This is a genomic window from Actinocatenispora rupis (genome assembly GCF_016861975.1).
GTDB lineage: Bacteria > Actinomycetota > Actinomycetes > Mycobacteriales > Micromonosporaceae > Actinocatenispora > Actinocatenispora rupis.
The window spans coordinates 136,562-153,750 of record NZ_BOMB01000015.1; the positions used below are offsets into that span (position 1 = coordinate 136,562).

Consider the following 17,189-nt stretch of genomic DNA (forward strand, 5'->3'; position numbering starts at 1 on the left):
ATGCCGACGATATGTGCGGCCTCGTAGCCTGGTGTGCATGCGTGTGTTGGTGGTCGAGGACGAGCCGTACATGGCGGAGGCCATCCGGGACGGGTTGCGGCTGGAGGCGATCGCGGCCGACATCGCCGGCGACGGCGACACGGCCCTGGAACTGTTGAGCGTCAACGCGTACGACATCGCGGTGCTGGACCGGGACATTCCGGGGCCGTCGGGCGACGAGGTCGCGGCGAGCATCGTGGCGTCGGGCAGCGGTACGCCGATCCTGATGCTGACGGCCGCGGATCGGCTCGACGACAAGACATCCGGGTTCGGGCTGGGTGCCGACGACTACCTGACGAAACCGTTCGAGTTGCAGGAGCTGGTGTTGCGGCTGCGGGCGCTGGACCGCCGGCGCGCCCACCACCGCCCTCCGGTACGCGAGATCGCGGGGTTGCGGGTGGATCCGTTCCGCCGCGAGGTGCACCGGGACGGCCGGTACGTGGGGCTGACCCGGAAGCAGTTCGCCGTACTGGAGGTGCTGGTCGCCGCCGAGGGTGGGGTGGTGAGCGCCGAGGAGCTCCTGGAACGCGCGTGGGACGTGAACGCCGACCCGTTCACGAACGCGGTACGGATCACGGTTTCCGCGCTGCGTAAGCGACTCGGCGAGCCGTGGCTGATCGCGACGGTGCCGGGCGTCGGGTACCGGATCGAGGCGCCGGCGGCCGGACGGGGCCGTGAGTAGGGCGCTCGGGCTGAGCGTGCGGGCCAAGCTGACGCTCAGCTACGCCGGGTTCCTGATGCTGGCCGGGGTGCTGCTCCTGGGGGTGGTGTGGGCCTTCCTCCTGCGGTACGTCCCGAACCACCCGATGATCGGCCCCGGTCCGATGATCCCGAACCGCGGCGACCTCGTTCGGGCGTTCGCGCCGAAGGTGTCGCTGATGCTGCTGTTCCTGCTGGCGTTCGGGCTGCTGGGCGGGTGGGTACTCGCCGGGCGGATGCTCGCGCCGCTGGCCCGCATCACCACCGCGACGCGGAAGGCGGCGGTCGGGTCGCTGTCGCACCGGATCGACCTGGAGGGCCGCAACGACGAGTTCCGCGAACTGGCCGACAGCTTCGACGCGATGCTCGCCCGGTTGGAGGCGCATGTCGCGGAGCAGCAACGGTTCGCGGCCAACGCCTCGCACGAGTTGCGTACGCCGCTGGCGATCACGCAGACGCTGCTGGACGTGGCGCGCAACGATCCGGACCACGACACGACCGAGCTCGTCGACCGCCTGCACTACGTCAACACCCGGGCGATCGACCTGACCGAGGCGCTGCTGTTGCTCAGCCGCGCGGACCGGCGGTCGTTCACCCGGGAGCCCGTCGACCTGTCCCTGCTCGCGGAGGAGGCCACGGAGACGCTGCTGCCGCTCGCGGAGCGCCGCGGCGTCACGATCGAGACGGCCGGCGACGCCAGCCCCACGATCGGCTCGTACGCGCTGCTGTTGCAGATGACCACGAACCTGGTACACAACGCGATCGTGCACAACCTGCCGGACGGTGGCGCCGTGTGGGTCGGCACCGCCGCCGACGCGTCCGGCGTACTGCTCATTGTCGAGAACACCGGCGGGAGGCTGGCGCCCGAGCTGGTGTCCACGTTGGCGGAACCGTTCCAGCGCGGTACGCAGCGCACGCACACCGGGCACGCCGGGGTCGGCCTCGGGCTGGCCATCGTCCGGAGCATCGCCGAGGCGCACGACGGTACGCTCGCGCTCGCCGCCCGGCCGGAGGGCGGCCTCCGCGTCACGGTGCGCCTGCCCGCCGTGCCACGCACCTGACTCCGGTACTCACCGGCGGCGTTCGGCGATCGCGGTGAGGACGTGGCGGGCCAGGACGACGTCCGCGTCGGGCGCCCCCGCGGCGACGGCGCGGCCGGACATGGCCGCGATCCGGGCCGGATCGGTGAGTACGGGGAGCAGGGTGGTCTCGATCCAGGCGGGGTCGAGGTCGGCGTTGTCGACGAGCAGCGCCCCGCCGGCGGCGACGATCGGTTCGGCGTTGTGCCGCTGTTCGCCACCGCGCAGCGGCAGCGGCACGTACGCGGCGGGCAGGCCGACGGCGGACAGTTCGGCGCAGGTCATCGCCCCGGAACGGCAGATCGCGACGTCGGCCGCGGCGTACGCGTGGGCCATCTCCTCGACGTACGGGACGACCACGTAGCCGTCGGCGTACGGTGGCTCGACGGTGTGCTGCGGCCCGGTGATGTGCAGGACCTGGACGCCGGCGGCGCGGAGTGCCGGTGCGGCGCCGGACACGGCGACGTTGATGGCGCGGGCACCCTGCGAGCCGCCGGTGGCGAGCAGTACGGGGCCGTCCGGGCGCAGGCCGAACCGGCGCCGGGCCGCGTCGCGCTGCGCGGGCCGGTCGAGCCCGGTGATCGCCGGCCGCAGCGGGATCCCGATGGCGGTGGCGTGCGCGAGCCGTACGTCGGCGGTGGCGGTGAACACCCGCGTGGTGAGCCGGGCGGCGAGCCGGTTCGCGACACCGGGCTGGGCGTTCGCCTCGTGGATGACGATGGGCAGGCCGCGCCGGTGCGCGGCGAGGTACGCGGGTGCCGCCACGTACCCGCCGAAGCCGACGACGACCTCGGCGCGTACCCGGTCGAGTACGGCGCCGGCGGCCCGTACCGAGTCGCGGAGCTTGCCCGGGGTACGCAGCAGGGCGGGGTTGAGGGTGCGCGGCAGCGGCACCGGCGGGATGAGTTCGAGCGGGTACCCGCGGGCCGGGATGAGCGTGGTGTCGAGCCCGCGGACGGTGCCGAGCGCGGTGATCCGGGCCGTGGGTTCCAAGCGGCACAAGGCATCCGCGAAGTTCATGGTGGGTTCGATGTGCCCGGCCGAGTGGCCGCCGGCGACGACCACGCGCGGCTCCGGCACGGTTCTCTGCGACGTCATTCCTGTCCTCGGCTAGGCCACGGGAAAGTCGAAGTACGTGTCCGGGTACGGTTCGCCGGTGAGCGTGTAGTGCCACCATTCCCGTTCGTACGCGGCGAATCCGCAGGCTTCCATGATGGAACGAAGCTGCCGGCGGTGCCGCGCCGCGTCCGGCGCGATGCCCGGTGCGCCGTGGTGGGAGACCGGGTCCATCAGGTCGTGACCGCCGCCCATCGCGACGGGCTCGCCGGTGTCCAGGCGGCAGAGCGTCAGATCGACGGTACTGCCGCGGCTGTGCCCGGATCTCGTTGCCACGTAACCCTGTCCGACCATCTCGGCGCGCGCGATGTTCGGGTGGTGCCGTCGCTTCGCCCGGCCGTCCTCGGGTCGCCGTGCCCAGCGCAGGAAGCAGTCCACCGCGCGCTGCGGCCGGTACCCGTCCCACAGCAGCAGGCCGAACCCGCCGGCTGCCGCCTTGTCCCGGGCCCGCTCCAGTGCCGCGCACAACGCCGTCGTACCGACGATCCGGTTCGCCTGGTACCCGTCGACGGGCGCGCCGGTGAAGTTGTCCGCCGTGGCGTACTTGGCGTCCCACCGGATCCCGGGCACCGCCTCGTCGACGTACGCGAAGCCGCCGTTCACTGGACCTTGCCCGTCAGCGCCAGCGACACGACCCGGTCGAGCACGTCGCCGAGCGAGTACCCGGCGGCGGCCATCATGCGCGGGTACCGGCTGTACGAGGTGAGGCCCGGCAAGGTGTTGACCTCGTTGAGGATCACGGTCCCCTCGTCGGTCAGGAACAGGTCGACCCGGGACAGTCCGCGGCACCCGAGCGCCCGGTACACGGCCTTCGCGGTGTCCTGCACCAGCGCGCGCGACTCCGCCGGGATGTCGGCGGGTACGACGGGCGTCGAGTTCTCCGAACCGGTCTCGGGCGCGCTCTCCTGGTGGATCCGGAAGAACCCGTGCGTGAGCGCGATCCGGTCGACCTCGCCGGCGATCAGCTCCGCCTCGTTGCCGAGGATCGCGCAGCCGACCTCGCTGCCGGCCACCGCCTCCTCGACCAACACCTTCGAGTCGTACCGTCGCGCGGTCTCCACCGCGTCCCGGAGTTCGGTGGGCCGGGTCACCTTGCTGACGCCGAAGGACGAGCCGGATCGGGCCGGCTTCACGAAAACGGGGTAGCTGAGCCGATCCGGGTCGACGGTGTCGGTCGCGGTCACGACCCGGAAGTTCGGCGTGGCGATCCCCGCGGCCCGCACCACCGTGTACGTCAGCGCCTTGTCCATGGCCAGCGCAGAACTCTGCACGTCGCACCCCACGTACGGGATGCCGGAGAGTTCGAGGAGGCCCTGCGTCGCGCCGTCCTCGCCGAACCTGCCGTGCAGCACGGGAAGCACGAGATCCAGGCCGATCGCCTCGTACCGGCCGCGGTCGAGCACGAGCAGCCCGCGCACGCTGCGGTCCGGCGACAGCAGCACCGAACGCGAGCCGGTGTCCCAGTCGCCGTCGGGGCCGTCGCAGAGCTTCCACGCGCCGGAGCGCGTGATCCCGATCCAGTACGGCTCGTAGCGGTCGGGATCGAGGCTGCGCGCGACCTCCCGCGCGGACTTGACCGAGACCGGGTGCTCCTCGGACGTGCCACCGAACAGGATTCCGACCTTCAGCTTATCCATGCTGTTCCCCGCTCTCGAAGTGCAGACAGTTGGTGAGACTGTTGGCGACGGTGTCGCTCAGGGCGTGGTCCGTGTAGTAGGCGGTGTGCGGGCTGATGAGCACGTTCGGCAGCCTGTGCAGGCGCAGCAACGGTTCGCTGTCGATCGGCGTGCTCCGGCGGTCGGCGTAGAAGATGCCCTCCTCGCCCTCGATGACATCCAGCGCCGCGCCGCCCAGGCGCCCGCTCTCCAGCGCGTCGACGAGCGCGGCGGTGTCGAGCAACGACCCGCGGCCGGTGTTGACGACGAGCGCGCCGTCCCGCATCGCGGCGATCCGCCGCCGGTCGAGCAGGTGGTACGTGTCCGCGGTGAGCGGCGTGTGCAGCGTGACGATGTCGCTGCGGCGTACCAGATCGTCGAGCGGCACGTACTCGGCGGCCGCGCGCGGGTGGTTGTCGGCGGCCAGCACCCGGCAGCCGAAACCGCGGAGCCGGTCGACGACCGCCGTACCGATGCGCCCGGTGCCGACGACGCCGACGGTCAGGTCGCGCAGCTCCCGCCCGCGTACGTCACCGAGCCGGTAGTCGTGCACGTCCGCCCGGCGGATGGTGGCCTTCGCGTGGCGTACCGCCATCAGCATGAGCATCAGGGTGTAGTCGGCGACGCTGTCCGGCGAGTAGGCGACGTTGCCGACGGCCAGCCCCACGCTCTCCGCGTACGACATGTCGATGTGGTCGTACCCGATGCTCCGGGTGGACACGTACTCGACGCCGGCGCGGCTCAGCGCGAGCAGCGCGGAGTTCGGGACGGCGGTCTTGTGGCCGACGCTGACGCACCGGTTGCCCAGCGCCAGGTCCACGTTGTCCCGGGACACCGCCGCCGCGGTGATGGTCAGCCGTACCCCGAAGCGCGGTGCCATCTCGCGGAACAGCGCGGCCTCGTCCGGGCCGCAGCCGTAGATCGTGATGCCCGTCGCCGGGATGGTCGCGGCGGACGACGACGCCAGCGATCGGGTGCGGCGGACCGCGGTCGGTGCTGGTTCGCTGAAGGTCATGCCGCCCAGTCAACGGGGCGGCGTGTTGCCGGCGCGTATCCGGATTTCGATACGCCGACGATATGTACCCGGTCAGCCGAGGCCGGTGTCCGGCGGCCGGGGCCACACCCGCTGCACGCCGGCGAGCGCGACGTCCACGTCCTGCCGGCTCGGTACGGCGAGGTCACGGCCGTTGTCGAACTGGTACAGCAGGGCGAAGTCGTCCGCGCCGAACTCCCGCGCCAGGTCCTCCCAGTGCGTGGCGAGCAGCCCGACCGCGAGCGCCGTGGCGAGCGACGACAGGCCGCAGCACAGGACGACCGTCGCGCCCGCCGGGCCGAACCCGCTCACCTTCTGGAGTACGAAGTAGTCGTAGTCGGGGCCCGGGATGTCCTCCGCGGTGCCCAGGTGCTGCTCGAACGTCTGCTCGGTGCCGTCCTGCCGGTAGCCGAGCACGGAGATGCCGCGGACCTCCGTGCCCTTCTCGGTCCGCGCCACGAACCGGAACCGGGTGCGCTCGCCCAGGTGCGTCAGCGCGTAGTGCACCGCCGCGTTGTAGAAGGGCCCGCCGACCAGCACGTACGTCCCCGGGGTCGCCAGCGCGCGCCGGATCCGCTCGGCGACCTCGCCGTTCCCCGACAGGTCCGGGACCGTGTACTCCCGCGCGCTGACCGGCCCGCCGTCCATGCTCTCCACGTACTGCGGGCTGTACGCGATGGAGCAGTCGAGCGGGTCGTACCCGGTGTCGACGAGGCCGAGCTGGTTGAGCAGCGCGCGCAGCAGCCGGGCGGCCGGCCGGGTCTGGATCGCCTCCGCCAGCCGCAGCGCCGACACGTACTCGCTCTGGTTCATGACCGGCCCGTAGAACCCGGTACTCCGCGAGCGCACGCCCAACGTGCCGCCCGGTACGACGTAGATGCTGGAGACGAGGATGACGACCGCGCGCGGGGTGCGCCCGCCGAACAGCAGGCGGCGCAGCGGCCGGGAGCGGCGGGTGAGGACGATGCGGAGGTAGCCGACCCCGAAGGTCGTCAGTACCACGATGAACAGCAGGTTCGACAGAAATCCCAGGAGCGTCTGCCCGGCGGCGGTCTGCCAGAACACCAGCACCTCCCCGTGAACCGGCATCAAGCGTAAAAGCCGGCAGCAACGGTCCGAGCCGCCCGGAAGATCACGAACGGACAACTCCTCCGCCGTCCCGTCCACTGTGGACCGTGCACCTCGGCGCCCACCCGCGCTCCGGGGTGGGCGGATACTGGTCCGGTGGAAGGGGGTCGCGTGGGCGACGGACAGGAGTGGGTCGCGGTCGTGGTCGACGACGAGGGCGGGTACAAGTTCCTCGGCTCGGCGGACCGCAGGGCGGCCGGCGGCAAGGACTTCACCCGGCACCGCGGTCGTGCCGCGCGCTTCGACAGCGAGGTGGCCGCGCTCGCCGCCGCGCAGGACCTGCGCCGGGAGTACGAGGGGCGCGCCGGGTACCGCGGGTGGATCACCCGCGTCGAGGCCCGGCCCGTCGACTGACCGGACGGGGCTGGACCGACGGGCCGGCGCCTGGTGTGCTCGTGGGCGCGGCGCCGCGGCGGCGCCGACCGTACGGACCGGAGGTGCAGGGTTGGTCGACCTGACGGAACTGCTGGCGGACCTCGCCGACGAGGCGCGGGACCTCGACCTCCTCGTTGCCGACCTGCCGGCCGCGCGGTGGTCCACGCCGACACCCGCGCCGGGCTGGAGCATCGCGTACCAGATCGCGCACCTGGCATGGACCGACGAGACGGCACGGCGCGCGGTCGAGGACCCGGACGGGCTGCGCGCGCAGCTCGCCGGCGTGGACGTCACCGCCTGGGTCGAGGCCGGTGCGGCGCGCGGCGCGTCCGTCGACCCGGCCGTACTGCTGGCGCGGTGGCGGGCCGGGCGGACCCGGCTCGCGGCGGTCCTCGCGACCGTGCCGCCCGGCGTACGACTGCCCTGGGTGGGGACGGACATGGGCGCGGCGTCCATGGCCACCGGCCGGCTGATGGAGACGTGGGCGCACGGCCAGGACGTCGCCGACGCGCTCGGCCACACCCGTACGCCGACGTCGCGGCTCCGGCACGTCGCCCGCATCGGCGTCCGCGCCCGCGACCACGCGTTCGCCGCGCACGGCCTGCCCGTACCGGAGAGTGCGGTGCGGGTGGAACTGACCGCGCCCGACGGCGAACTCTGGACGTACGGGCCGCCGGACGCGGCGCAGCGGGTGGTCGGCCCGGCGCTCGACTGGTGCCTCGTCGCCACCCAGCGCCGGCACACGGACGACACGGCGCTGGTCGCCACCGGCGCCGACGCGACGGCGTGGCTGCGCGTCGCCCAGGCGTTCGCCGGCCCGCCCGGCGCCGGCCGCGCCCCCCGCTGACCCGCTGCCCCGGGGCGGGTCCTTGGCGTTACGCGGAAGGCGTCCAGTCGGGGCGGCGGCCCAGGTACCGGAGCAGCAGCGCGAGGTCGTCGTCGCCGGGCTGCGGGTCGAGGGCCGGGGCGTACGCACCGTAGGCGCGGAGCGGTTCGACGATGGCGCGGGCCACGGGCAGCAGCTCGCGCGCCAGGTCGGCGGTGAGCGGCGACGGGGCGCCACTGGCGACTGCCAGGTCCCACGCGTGCACGCCGGCGTCGAGCGCGCACGCCCCGACCCCGATCTCGGCCGGCAGCGCGTTCGGCGGTACGGGAACGGGCACGTCCTGCGCGTCCGCGGCGACGCCGGCCCACGCGTCGGCTGCCCGGGTCAGCGCCTCCTCGGCGAGCGTCGCGGGCGCGTCGTCGAGCGTGCCGCTGGGTGCGAACGGGTCGCCGTCCGGGCCGGGCCCGCCGGTGAGGAACATCGCGTACGCCAGCTGGTCGCCGGCGGCGTGCTGGAGTACCTGGGCGGCGGTCCACTGCGCGCAGGGCGTCGGACCGTCCCAGTCCCGTACGCCGGCGACCGCGGTGCGGAGGGCGTCGTGGGCCTGGGTGAGGGTCGGCCAGGTGGTCGTCATGCGGTACTCCTCTGCGAACGGTCGGCTCCGCCGAGCCGGCCCCACTGGAACGGAATGCCTTGTTCCGTTGACAGTATCAGAGCGGAACGGTCCGTTCCAGTGCTAGGGTGAGTTCATGCCAGAAGAGAACGCCAGCGGCGCGGTGCCGGGATTGTCCGGGCGGCGCGGCCAGGCCCAGCGCAACGACGCCGTCATCCTCGACGCCGCCCGCGAGGTCTTCCTCGCCGACCCGCGCGCGCCCATCTCCGCCGTGGCCGCCCGTGCCGGCGTCGGCATCAGCGCGCTCTACCGCCGGCACGCCAGCAAGGAGGAACTGCTGCGCCGGCTCTGCCACGACGGGCTGCGCCGCTTCATCGCCGAGGCCGAGGCGGCCGCCGACGAGCCGACCGGGTGGGACGGGCTCGTCCGGTTCCTGACCCGGGTCGTCGACGCCGACGTCCACTCCCTCACCGTACGGCTGGCCGGGACGTTCCCGCCCACCGCCGAGATGCGCCGGGATGCCGTTCGTTCCAACGAACTCGTCGCCGCCGTCGTCGACCGCGCCCGCGCCGACGGGCGGCTGCGCGACGACGTGGTCGTCCAGGACGTCGGCCTCCTGCTGGAGAGCTGCGCCGCGATCCGCCTCCCCGACCCCGACCGTACGAAGGAGCTGCGCCGGCGGTACCTGGGGATCCTGCTCGCCGGGCTGGCCGCGGCGGCCGATCCGCCGCTGCCCGGGCCGCCCCCGGCAGCGGGCGAACTGGCCTGGCGCTGGCGGTCCCGCGCCGCGGCCACCGACGACGCCTGACCCGACGCCGCCGGCGACCGTCCACAGTGCACGGTCGCCTGTGGACGGTCAGGGACGCTCGTAGAAGCCGTCGAGGCGGGCGCGGGCGGTGACGTCACCGACGGCGGCCAGTACGGTGCGGGGCTTGGCATCGGTGACCGTGTCGGCGAGCGGCGTGCCGAGGGCGAACAGCTCGAAGACGTACCGGTGGGGGCCGTGCCCCTTGATCGGCCCGGGCCCGCGGTAGCCGCGACCGAGCGCCGACCGCAGGACGCGTACGCCGTCGGCGGGGTGCTCGGCGTCGAGCGCGCCCTGCGGGATCCCGGTGAGCGACGCGTCGAGCAGCGCGAGGGCGTGCACGATCGGCGTCGCGGTCGGCGCGTCCGGGTCCTCCACGACGAGCAGCAACGCCGCCGTGCCGGCCGGTACGCCGGACCAGGCGAGCGCGGGGGACAGGTCGCTGCCGCCGATCCGCTTCCCCGCGTGCACGGTGGGGATCGACGTCTCGTGCCCGAAGTCGGTGCTGGTGAGGGTGACCGTCTCCGGGCCGGCCAGGTTCGCCTGGTTCCAGGCCAGACCCTCCTGCCCGGCGCGGCGGTTCTTGAGTAACTTGCCGAGGACTGCCATCGGTACTCCTGTCAGGGTCGGAGCCTGCGGGTGCCCGCGGGCGTGAGCAGTGGCCCGGCGAAGCGGCAGATCTCCTCGGCCGCGTCGAACTCCCGGCAGACCGGTTCGGACCAGCCGGGGGTGGGCGGGGTGCCGGGCCAGGTGTGGCCGCCGCCGAGCACGGTCCAGGCGGCGACCCGGGTGCCGCCGTACCCACCGGACACGGTGGTACGACGGGATTCCGCGGTCTCGACGGTGTCGCCGGGGCCGGGCGGGCAGCGGTCGATGGCGCGCCAGCGGTCGGCGGTCGCGCCCAGCGAGAGGGTGCGGCCGCGCAGCTCGCCGTGCGGGCCGCGGTGCCGGGACCAGCCGCCCTCGATCGGCGAGACGCGGTCGGCGGTGCCGTGGATCAGCAGCGCCGACACCGCACACTCCGGCGTACGGTCGGCGAGCGCGGCGGGCAGCCCGCCGGCGACCGCGGCCAGTACGGCGACGTGGTCGGACGCCTCCAGCGCGAACCGGTGCGCGAGGAACGCGCCGTTGGAGATGCCGGCGACGACCACGCGGTCGGTGACCGTGCCGTACCGCGTGGCGGACCAGTCGACGAGCGCCCGGAGGAACGCGACGTCGTCGACACCCGCCTCGTCCGCCGCGGTCACGCCGCGCCCGTCCGCCCAACATCCTTGGTACCCGTCGGGGTAGGCGGCGGCCCAGCCGAGCCGGTCGGCCTGCGCGTCGAACGTGGTCGTCTGCCGCATCACCGCACCGGTCGCGTCGGGGTGGTTCCCGTGCAGTACAAGGAGAAGCGGCGTTCCGTCGCCCACCGCGTCGGGCAGCCGCACGGTGGCGTGGCGCGCGCGCCCGCCGACGCCGAGGTCGGCGCTGACCACTTCGCCCATCCGTACCCCCGGGGTGATCCCGCAAATCAACTGCGCAGTTTCCCTGTATTATATCGGTCGTGGTGGAACGGGATCCGGCGGCGATCGCCGACGAACTCCAGGTGGTCGTCGGCGCGCTCGTGCGCCGCATGCGCGCGGTGTCGCCGGCCAGCGCCGTCAACCTGTCCCAGGTGTCGATCCTCAAGCGGCTCGACCGCGAGGGCCCGCACAGCGTCGCCGACCTGGCCCGGCACGACCAGCTCACCCACCAGTCGATCACCGTCTCGGTCGCCGGCCTGGTCCAACGCCGGCTCGTGCGGCGTACCCCCGACCCGCACGACGGGCGCCGCAAGCTGCTCGCCATCACCGCCGCCGGCCGCCGGCTGCTCGCCGAGCGCCGCCTCGCCGGCCACGAGATCCTCAGCGACGCCCTCGCCACCCGGCTCAACCCCACCGAACGCGGCCAGGTCTCCCGCGCCCTCACCCTCCTCCGCCGCCTCCTCGACTGACGCCACCCGGTGCCGACGAAACCGACGGCTCTGCTGCGGGAGCTGGACGACCGCGAGTGGTCGGAGTGGCCGCGGGACTTCGACCGGGCCGCGACGGCCGCCCGCTTCGACCGCTACTTCGGTTGCTGCTTCTGGGTTTCCGGCCGCGCGAGGGCCGCGACGGTCCTGGCGGTGACGGCGGTGTCGAGGGTGGGCTGGAGTACGGGGGCGAAGGCGGGACTGTGGTTCACCGGTACGTCGCGGGCGAGCGTGCCGGCGCACTCGGCCCTGGCGTGGAGCGCGGGGTCGGTGCCGCCGACGCCCCCAGTACGTGAAGCAGGCGACCATTCGACCGTACCCGTCCAAGTCGGGCGGCAGCCCGTGTTTCGCCTGGTAGGGCCGCTGCGGTGGGGGCGGGGCGGCGCGCCGGGTAGCGTGCCCGGTGGCGTACGAGTGGACCGGGGGCGGCGGTGGGCGAGGCGGGCGACACGCAGGATCTCGACCGGGCCGCGGAGGTCTTCACACAGGTGCGGCCGCGACTGTTCGGCATCGCGTACCGGATGCTGAGCAGTGCCGCCGAGGCGGAGGACCTCGTGCAGGAGGTGTGGCTGCGGTGGCAGGGCGCCGATCGGGCCGCGGTGGTCAACCCGGCCGCGTTCCTCGCCACGATGGCGACCCGGCTGTCGATCAACGCGCTGAAGTCCGCGCGGGCCCGGCACGAGACGTACGTGGGGCCGTGGCTGCCGGAGCCCGTCGACACCAGCGCCGACCCGTACCTGGGGGCCGAGCGTGGCGAGGCGCTGGAGTTCGCGACGCTGCTGCTGATGGAGAAGCTCACCCCGCACGAGCGCGCCGCGTACGTGCTGCGCGAGGCGTTCGACTACCCGTACGCGCAGATCGCGGAGGTCCTGCGGGCCACCGAGCCCGCGGTACGCCAGCTGGTGAGCCGGGCGCGCCGGCACCTCGCGGACGGGAAGCGGACCCCGGTGACCGCGGCGGCGCAGCGGGAATTGTTGAGCACGTTCGTGACGGCGGCGCGTTCCGGTGACACGACCGCGCTGGAACGCCTGTTCGCCGCGGACGTGACGAGCGTGTCCGACGGCAACGGTGCGGTACGGGTCGCGCGCCGGCCGATCGTCGGGGTACCGCGGGTGACGCGGTTCCTGGCCACCATCGCGCCGTGGTTCTGGGCCGACATCGAGGTGCGGTGGGCGCGGACCAACGGCCAGTGGTCCGCCGTACTCCTGCACCGCGACGGCACCCGGTACGGCGTGCTCACCGTCACCGCGTCCGCCGACGGCATCGACCGGGTGCTGTGGATCGTCAACCCGGACAAGCTCACCGCGGTCTGACCGCCCGCTGTCACAGATCGGGGGGCTGCGTTGTCCTCCTGGTGAGAGCGAGAGACGGGAGGACCAGGTGCGGACGATCCTGGTGGCCGGCGGCGGTTACGCCGGTTTCTACACGGCCTGGACGCTGGAGCGGAAGCTGCGGCGGGACGAGGCGCGGGTGGTCGTGGTCGATCCCCGCCCGTACATGACGTATCAGCCGTTCCTGCCGGAGGTACTGGCCGGCTCGGTCGAGGCGCGGCACGCGGCGGTGTCGCTGCGCCGGCACCTGCGCCGTACGCGGGTGGTGCCGGGCTCGGTCGTCGGCATCGACCACGCCCACCGGACCGCCACCGTACGGCCGGCGGACGGGCCGGACTTCGCGCTGGCGTACGACATCCTGGTGGTGACGGCGGGTGCGGTGACCCGGACCCTGGCCGTACCGGGGGTGGCGGACGAGGCGATCGGCCTCAAGCACGTCGAGGAGGCGGTCGCGATCCGGGACCGGCTGCTCACCGCGTTCGACCGCGCCTCGGTACTCCCGGCCGGGCCGCTGCGGCGCCGGCTGCTGACGGTGACGTTCGTGGGTGGCGGGTTCTCCGGCGTCGAGGGCTTCGCCGAGCTGCTGTCGCTGGCGACCGCGCTGACCCGCCGGTACCCCGAGATCGACCCCGCTGAGCTGCGGTTCCACCTCGTCGAGGCGCGGAGCCGGATCCTGCCCGAGGTGACCGACCGGCCCGGCCGGTGGGTGGTGCGGTCGCTGGAGAAGCGTGGCGCCCGGGTGCACCTCGACACCGAGCTGGTGTCCGCGCGCGACGGCCACGTGGTGCTGTCCACCGGCGAGGAGTTCGACTCCGACCTGATCGTGTGGACCGTCGGCAACGCCGCGAACCCGTTGGTGCACAACCACACCGACCTGCCCATCGACGGGCGCGGGATGCTCGTCGTCCGCGCCGACCTCCGCGTCGGTACGGACCGCGAGCCGGTGCCGGACGCCTGGGGAGCCGGCGACGACGCGGCCGTACCGGACCTCGCCGCGCACCGGCCGGGCGCCGCGACCGTACCCAACGCGCAGCACGCCGTACGGCAGGGCAAGCTGCTGGCCCGCAACATCGTGGCCACCCTCCGCGGTCGTACGCCGAAGCCCTACGTGCACCACAGCCTCGGTACGGTCGCCACCCTCGGCATCGGGCGCGGCATCTTCCAGTACCGCGGGATCGTGGTGACGGGGCTGCCCGCCTGGCTGATGCACCGCGGGTACCACGTGCTGGCCGTACCGAGCTGGGAGCGGAAGGTACGGGTGCTGGCGGTGTGGCTGACCGCGGCGCTGTTCGGCCGGGACATCGTGTCGCTGGCGTCGGTGCAGGACCCGCGCGGCGCGTTCGTCGCCGGCGGCGAGCCGGACGCGGCCGGATCGCGCGTGCCGTACGAGGACGCCCGGTCGGCGTGACGCGGCTCAGGAGCGCAGGAAGTCGAGCGTCGAGTACTCGTCTACCACGGCGGCCAGCTCCGCGATCCGGGCCTGCCCGGCGGCGACGAGCTGCCGCCCGGCCGCGACCCAGCGTTCCAGGTCGGGGCACATGGGCGGGATGTCGGCGAGGATCGCGGCGCTGTCGGCCAGGGTGAGCCCGACCCGCTGGGCGGCGACGGCGAGCCGGATCCGGCAGACCGCGTCGACCGTGAACCGGCGGGCGTTGCCGCTGGTGCGCTCGGCGGTGACCACGCCGTACCGCTCGTAGTAGCGGACCGCGTTGGGGGAGACGCCGGCCGCGGTGGCGACGTCCCCGACCGTCAGTCCGGTACGCGCCGGCGCCGTCACGACCCGCTCCGGACGGGTGCGGCGGCAGCCGGCACGGGCCGCGTCCGCAGCCGTACGACCAGCGCAGTTGCCATGACGAGCAGGGTAACCGCCAGCGTGCCGCGGTACGCGGTGACGGCGTGCGCGGCGAGCGCCGCGTGGTCCCCGGCCCGGCCGAACGCGGCCAACCCCTGCCCGCCGGTCGCCGCCGCGGTCAGCGCGGTGAACAGCGCGCCGACCCCGGCCGTACCGACGGCGCTGGCGACCGTACTGACCAGCGGCAGGATCGCGCTGCCGGACGCCAGGTCGGATCCGTGCAGGTTGCGGCTGGCGCTGGCGATCGTGGGCATCATGACCGCCCCCGTACCGGCACCCTGGACGGCGCCCAGCACGGCAAGCACCGCGTACGGGGTGTCGGGGCGCAGGACGAGCACGCTGGCCGTGACCGCGGCGAGTACGAGGGCGAGGCCGGTGCCGACGACGGCGCGCGGGCCGAACCGTTCGAGGAGTCGGGCGGCGACCTGGACGCTGAGGCCCATCCCGACCGCACCCGGCACCGACAGCAGCGCCGACGTGAGCGCCGGATCGCCGCGGATCACCTGCACGTACGCGGGCATCACCAGCATCGAACCGAAGTACGGCGCGGCGTACAGGGCGAGGACGGTGGCGCCGCGGCCGAACGTCCGGTCCGCGAGCAGCCGCACGTTCAGCAGCGGCGTACGGTGCCGCCACGACCGCCGTACGAACGCGGCCACCAGTAGGACTCCCGCGGTGACGAGAGCGCCGCGTACCGGCAGGCCGGCCGAGGCCACGCTCAACCCGTACGCGACCGCGACGACGCCCGGCACGAGCAGCAGCCCGCCGGCCACGTCGACCGGGCTGCGGCCGGCCGTACCGGCGTCGGCGGGGATCCAGCGCAGCACACCGGCCGCGGCCAGCAGCGCCGGCGGCACCGTGACGAAGAACAGCACCCGCCACGACGTCGCGTCCAGCAGCAGACCGCCGAGCAGCGGCCCCGCCAGCGGCCCGACCAGCATCGGCAGTCCGGTCACCGTCGTCATCCGGGCGCGCCGTTCCGGTGGTGCCGAGCCGAATCCGAGCGCCAAGCCGAGCGGGTTGACCAGCCCGCCGGCCAGCCCCTGCACCGCCCGCGCCGCGACCAGCCACCCCAGCCCGCCGGCGAGTCCGGCCGCGGCCGACGCGCCGGCGAACACCAGCAACGCCACCAGGTACACCCGGCGGGTGCCGAAGCGCGCGGCGAGCGACGCGGCCAGCGGCATCGCCGCCACCGTGCCCAGCGCGTACGCGGTGGCGATCCACTGCACCGACGTCAGCGGCGCGCCGAACAGCGTCATGAAGCGCGGCAGGGCGACCGCGACGATCGTGGTGTCGAGTACGGCCAGCAGACCGCCGAGCGCGAGGACCGCCGCGACCCGTAGTTCGGCTCCGTTGAGCCGGGTCACGCCGCACCGTCCGCGGACCCGCCGTCGCCCACGGCGCCGTCGTCGGCACCGCGCCCGGCCCGCCCGGCCTGCTCGGTGGCGGCGCGGCCGGCGCGCAGGGTACGGGCCCACCACAGCAGTTCGGTGACCGTCGCGGTCAGCGCGCCGCGCTCGCCGTCCGCCGGCCGGTACCGGCCGTCCGCGCCGAGACGCGTCCACGGCAGGGCGAGCAGTACGGCCTCGCGTACCGTGGTCGCGCGCAGTTCCGGGAAGACGGCGCGCAGGTGCTCGATCGCGCGGATCCCGCCCGACCCGCCGTACCCCACGAACCCGACCGGCTTGTACGCCCATTCGCCGTAGTGCCAGTCGATCGCGTTCTTCACCGCCGCCGGGAAACTGTGGTTGTACTCCGGGGTCAGGATCAGGAACCCGTCCGCGGCCGCCAGCCGGTGCGCGATGGCGCTCCCCGTTCCGTCCGGCCGGGCGAACGGCAACGGCAGGTCCACCTCCGCCAGATCGATCCGATCCAACCGGATCCCCTCGTACCCGTCGAGCTCGGTGACCAGCCAGTCCGCCAGCGCGCCGGCGATCCGCCGGTCCCGTACGCTGCCGACGACCAGGGCGATGCGCAGTGTCGTGTCGGTGCTCATGCGGCCGACGCTAGGAGTTCGCCCATGGGTGAACTCAAGCCCGCGCACCGCATGACGCCCGTCACGTTGCCACGGAAGGGAATCCGGCCGGGAACGCGTCGCCCCGGCACGGCATGCCCCGGGCACTGACCGGGATCGGCGTGGCGGTCGCGGGTGGGGCCGGCCGCCCGCACCGGCGGTCGGGTGCCCGGTCCTCATCGGCCTGACGAGCCCTCTCACGCGTCGCCCCGGTCCCCGCTCCCACCGAGCCGCCGCCGACCTCCGCTGCCAGCGTGCCGCGCGCGTACTTCCGCTTAGTACCAACGGTTTCGGGCCGGTACGGCACGCCGTGCGGGCCGGCGGTGAGCGGTGCGTGGCGGCGGGCAATTCGGGAGGCATGGGTGTGTAACGTTCCGTCCCGCCGGAACGACAACGGACCAACGACCCGTGGCGGCGGGCGACCCCGGGGAATGATGGGAGCTTCCCCCGGGGTACCCGGGACGCCGCGAGGCACCCACCGTCCGCGGGCCGGCCCGCCGCCGCGGGTCGGACCCCGATCCCTTGCGCCACAACCTGTCCCGCGGGTCGGCCGGTCGGCGCGGGCGCGCCGGCCCTCAGGTTTGCCGGCCGCACGACGCCAGCGGCGGTGACACGTCCCGTCCGGCGCCGT

The 17,189-nt window shown here is 74.0% G+C and carries 19 protein-coding genes; 8 read left to right on the forward strand and 11 right to left on the reverse strand.

From position 1 onward, the window contains the following. Nucleotides 1-37: 37 nt before the first annotated feature. Together Aru02nite_RS13795 and Aru02nite_RS13800 are read left to right on the forward strand one after the other, a co-directional pair. Complete coding sequence (locus tag Aru02nite_RS13795; protein ID WP_203657883.1) at nucleotides 38-721, forward strand: response regulator transcription factor; 684 nt, start codon at nucleotides 38-40, stop codon at nucleotides 719-721. Next, on the forward strand, nucleotides 714-1,799 hold the full coding sequence (locus Aru02nite_RS13800) for a sensor histidine kinase (RefSeq protein ID WP_203657884.1): 1,086 nt from the start codon (nucleotides 714-716) through the stop codon (nucleotides 1,797-1,799). The genes Aru02nite_RS13795 and Aru02nite_RS13800 overlap by 8 nt, the downstream gene beginning before the upstream one ends. A 9-nt stretch (nucleotides 1,800-1,808) precedes the next feature. Here Aru02nite_RS13800 and Aru02nite_RS13805 read toward each other — a convergent pair whose 3' ends face one another. The 5 genes from Aru02nite_RS13805 to Aru02nite_RS13825 form a co-directional block, all read right to left on the reverse strand. Further along, nucleotides 1,809-2,915 carry a UDP-N-acetylglucosamine--N-acetylmuramyl-(pentapeptide) pyrophosphoryl-undecaprenol N-acetylglucosamine transferase gene (locus tag Aru02nite_RS13805; RefSeq protein WP_203657885.1) on the reverse strand — a complete coding sequence of 369 codons (1,107 nt, stop codon included), beginning with the start codon at nucleotides 2,913-2,915 and terminating at the stop codon, nucleotides 1,809-1,811. Nucleotides 2,916-2,927: 12 nt separating this feature from the next. Then, nucleotides 2,928-3,536, reverse strand: coding sequence for a D-Ala-D-Ala dipeptidase VanX (gene vanX / locus Aru02nite_RS13810; protein WP_203657886.1), 609 nt, complete (start codon nucleotides 3,534-3,536; stop codon nucleotides 2,928-2,930). Continuing rightward, nucleotides 3,533-4,570, reverse strand: a complete 1,038-nt coding sequence (gene vanA, locus Aru02nite_RS13815; protein ID WP_203657887.1) for a D-alanine--(R)-lactate ligase — start codon at nucleotides 4,568-4,570, stop codon at nucleotides 3,533-3,535. The genes vanX and vanA overlap by 4 nt, the downstream gene beginning before the upstream one ends. After that, entirely contained in the window at nucleotides 4,563-5,603 is a 1,041-nt protein-coding gene (locus Aru02nite_RS13820; protein ID WP_203657888.1) for a D-isomer specific 2-hydroxyacid dehydrogenase family protein, read from the reverse strand. Before Aru02nite_RS13820 ends, vanA begins: the two co-directional genes overlap by 8 nt. 72 nt (nucleotides 5,604-5,675) lie before the next feature. Further along, nucleotides 5,676-6,686, reverse strand: a complete 1,011-nt coding sequence (locus tag Aru02nite_RS13825; protein WP_203657889.1) for a radical SAM protein — start codon at nucleotides 6,684-6,686, stop codon at nucleotides 5,676-5,678. 174 nt (nucleotides 6,687-6,860) lie between these two features. Between Aru02nite_RS13825 and Aru02nite_RS13830 the strand changes: the two genes are divergently transcribed. Both Aru02nite_RS13830 and Aru02nite_RS13835 read left to right on the forward strand, forming a co-directional pair. Beyond that, nucleotides 6,861-7,103 carry a hypothetical protein gene (locus Aru02nite_RS13830; RefSeq protein WP_203657890.1) on the forward strand — a complete coding sequence of 81 codons (243 nt, stop codon included), beginning with the start codon at nucleotides 6,861-6,863 and terminating at the stop codon, nucleotides 7,101-7,103. 91 nt (nucleotides 7,104-7,194) lie between these two features. Continuing rightward, complete coding sequence (locus Aru02nite_RS13835; RefSeq protein ID WP_203657891.1) at nucleotides 7,195-7,971, forward strand: TIGR03084 family metal-binding protein; 777 nt, start codon at nucleotides 7,195-7,197, stop codon at nucleotides 7,969-7,971. 28 nt (nucleotides 7,972-7,999) lie between these two features. Here the strand turns inward: Aru02nite_RS13835 and Aru02nite_RS13840 are convergent, their stop codons facing one another. Beyond that, the gene (locus Aru02nite_RS13840) at nucleotides 8,000-8,584 is read right to left on the reverse strand and encodes a TIGR03086 family metal-binding protein (protein ID WP_203657892.1); all 585 of its coding nucleotides are present in this window, start codon (nucleotides 8,582-8,584) and stop codon (nucleotides 8,000-8,002) included. A 115-nt stretch (nucleotides 8,585-8,699) separates the two neighbouring features. Here Aru02nite_RS13840 and Aru02nite_RS13845 point away from each other — a divergent pair, with 115 nt between their 5' ends. Continuing rightward, nucleotides 8,700-9,371 (forward strand): TetR/AcrR family transcriptional regulator, encoded by a 672-nt coding sequence (locus tag Aru02nite_RS13845; RefSeq protein WP_203657893.1) that lies wholly within the window; start codon nucleotides 8,700-8,702, stop codon nucleotides 9,369-9,371. 48 nt (nucleotides 9,372-9,419) lie between these two features. On the opposite strand, the gene Aru02nite_RS13850 is transcribed toward Aru02nite_RS13845, so the two are convergent. Then, entirely contained in the window at nucleotides 9,420-9,977 is a 558-nt protein-coding gene (locus tag Aru02nite_RS13850; RefSeq protein ID WP_203657894.1) for a YbhB/YbcL family Raf kinase inhibitor-like protein, read from the reverse strand. 11 nt (nucleotides 9,978-9,988) lie between these two features. After that, nucleotides 9,989-10,855, reverse strand: a complete 867-nt coding sequence (locus tag Aru02nite_RS13855; RefSeq protein WP_203657895.1) for a CE1 family esterase — start codon at nucleotides 10,853-10,855, stop codon at nucleotides 9,989-9,991. Between the two features lie 59 nt (nucleotides 10,856-10,914). Between Aru02nite_RS13855 and Aru02nite_RS13860 the strand changes: the two genes are divergently transcribed. The 3 genes from Aru02nite_RS13860 to Aru02nite_RS13870 all read left to right on the forward strand — a co-directional run bounded on the left by Aru02nite_RS13860 (nucleotide 10,915) and on the right by Aru02nite_RS13870 (nucleotide 14,100). Beyond that, nucleotides 10,915-11,343 (forward strand): MarR family winged helix-turn-helix transcriptional regulator, encoded by a 429-nt coding sequence (locus Aru02nite_RS13860; protein WP_203657896.1) that lies wholly within the window; start codon nucleotides 10,915-10,917, stop codon nucleotides 11,341-11,343. Nucleotides 11,344-11,792: 449 nt separating this feature from the next. Next, nucleotides 11,793-12,674 carry an RNA polymerase sigma-70 factor gene (locus Aru02nite_RS13865; protein WP_203657897.1) on the forward strand — a complete coding sequence of 294 codons (882 nt, stop codon included), beginning with the start codon at nucleotides 11,793-11,795 and terminating at the stop codon, nucleotides 12,672-12,674. Between the two features lie 67 nt (nucleotides 12,675-12,741). Then, a complete protein-coding gene (locus tag Aru02nite_RS13870) occupies nucleotides 12,742-14,100 on the forward strand; it encodes an NAD(P)/FAD-dependent oxidoreductase (RefSeq protein WP_203657898.1) in 1,359 nt (452 codons plus the stop codon). Between the two features lie 6 nt (nucleotides 14,101-14,106). Here Aru02nite_RS13870 and Aru02nite_RS13875 read toward each other — a convergent pair whose 3' ends face one another. From Aru02nite_RS13875 to Aru02nite_RS13885, 3 genes are read right to left on the reverse strand one after another with little or no spacing between them, the layout of a single operon-like run. Further along, nucleotides 14,107-14,469, reverse strand: coding sequence for a MerR family transcriptional regulator (locus Aru02nite_RS13875; protein WP_239076662.1), 363 nt, complete (start codon nucleotides 14,467-14,469; stop codon nucleotides 14,107-14,109). Then, nucleotides 14,466-15,911, reverse strand: coding sequence for a DHA2 family efflux MFS transporter permease subunit (locus Aru02nite_RS13880; RefSeq protein ID WP_203657899.1), 1,446 nt, complete (start codon nucleotides 15,909-15,911; stop codon nucleotides 14,466-14,468). The genes Aru02nite_RS13875 and Aru02nite_RS13880 overlap by 4 nt, the downstream gene beginning before the upstream one ends. Beyond that, nucleotides 15,908-16,540, reverse strand: coding sequence for an NADPH-dependent FMN reductase (locus Aru02nite_RS13885; RefSeq protein ID WP_203657900.1), 633 nt, complete (start codon nucleotides 16,538-16,540; stop codon nucleotides 15,908-15,910). Before Aru02nite_RS13885 ends, Aru02nite_RS13880 begins: the two co-directional genes overlap by 4 nt. Between the last annotated feature and the right edge of the window lie 649 nt (nucleotides 16,541-17,189).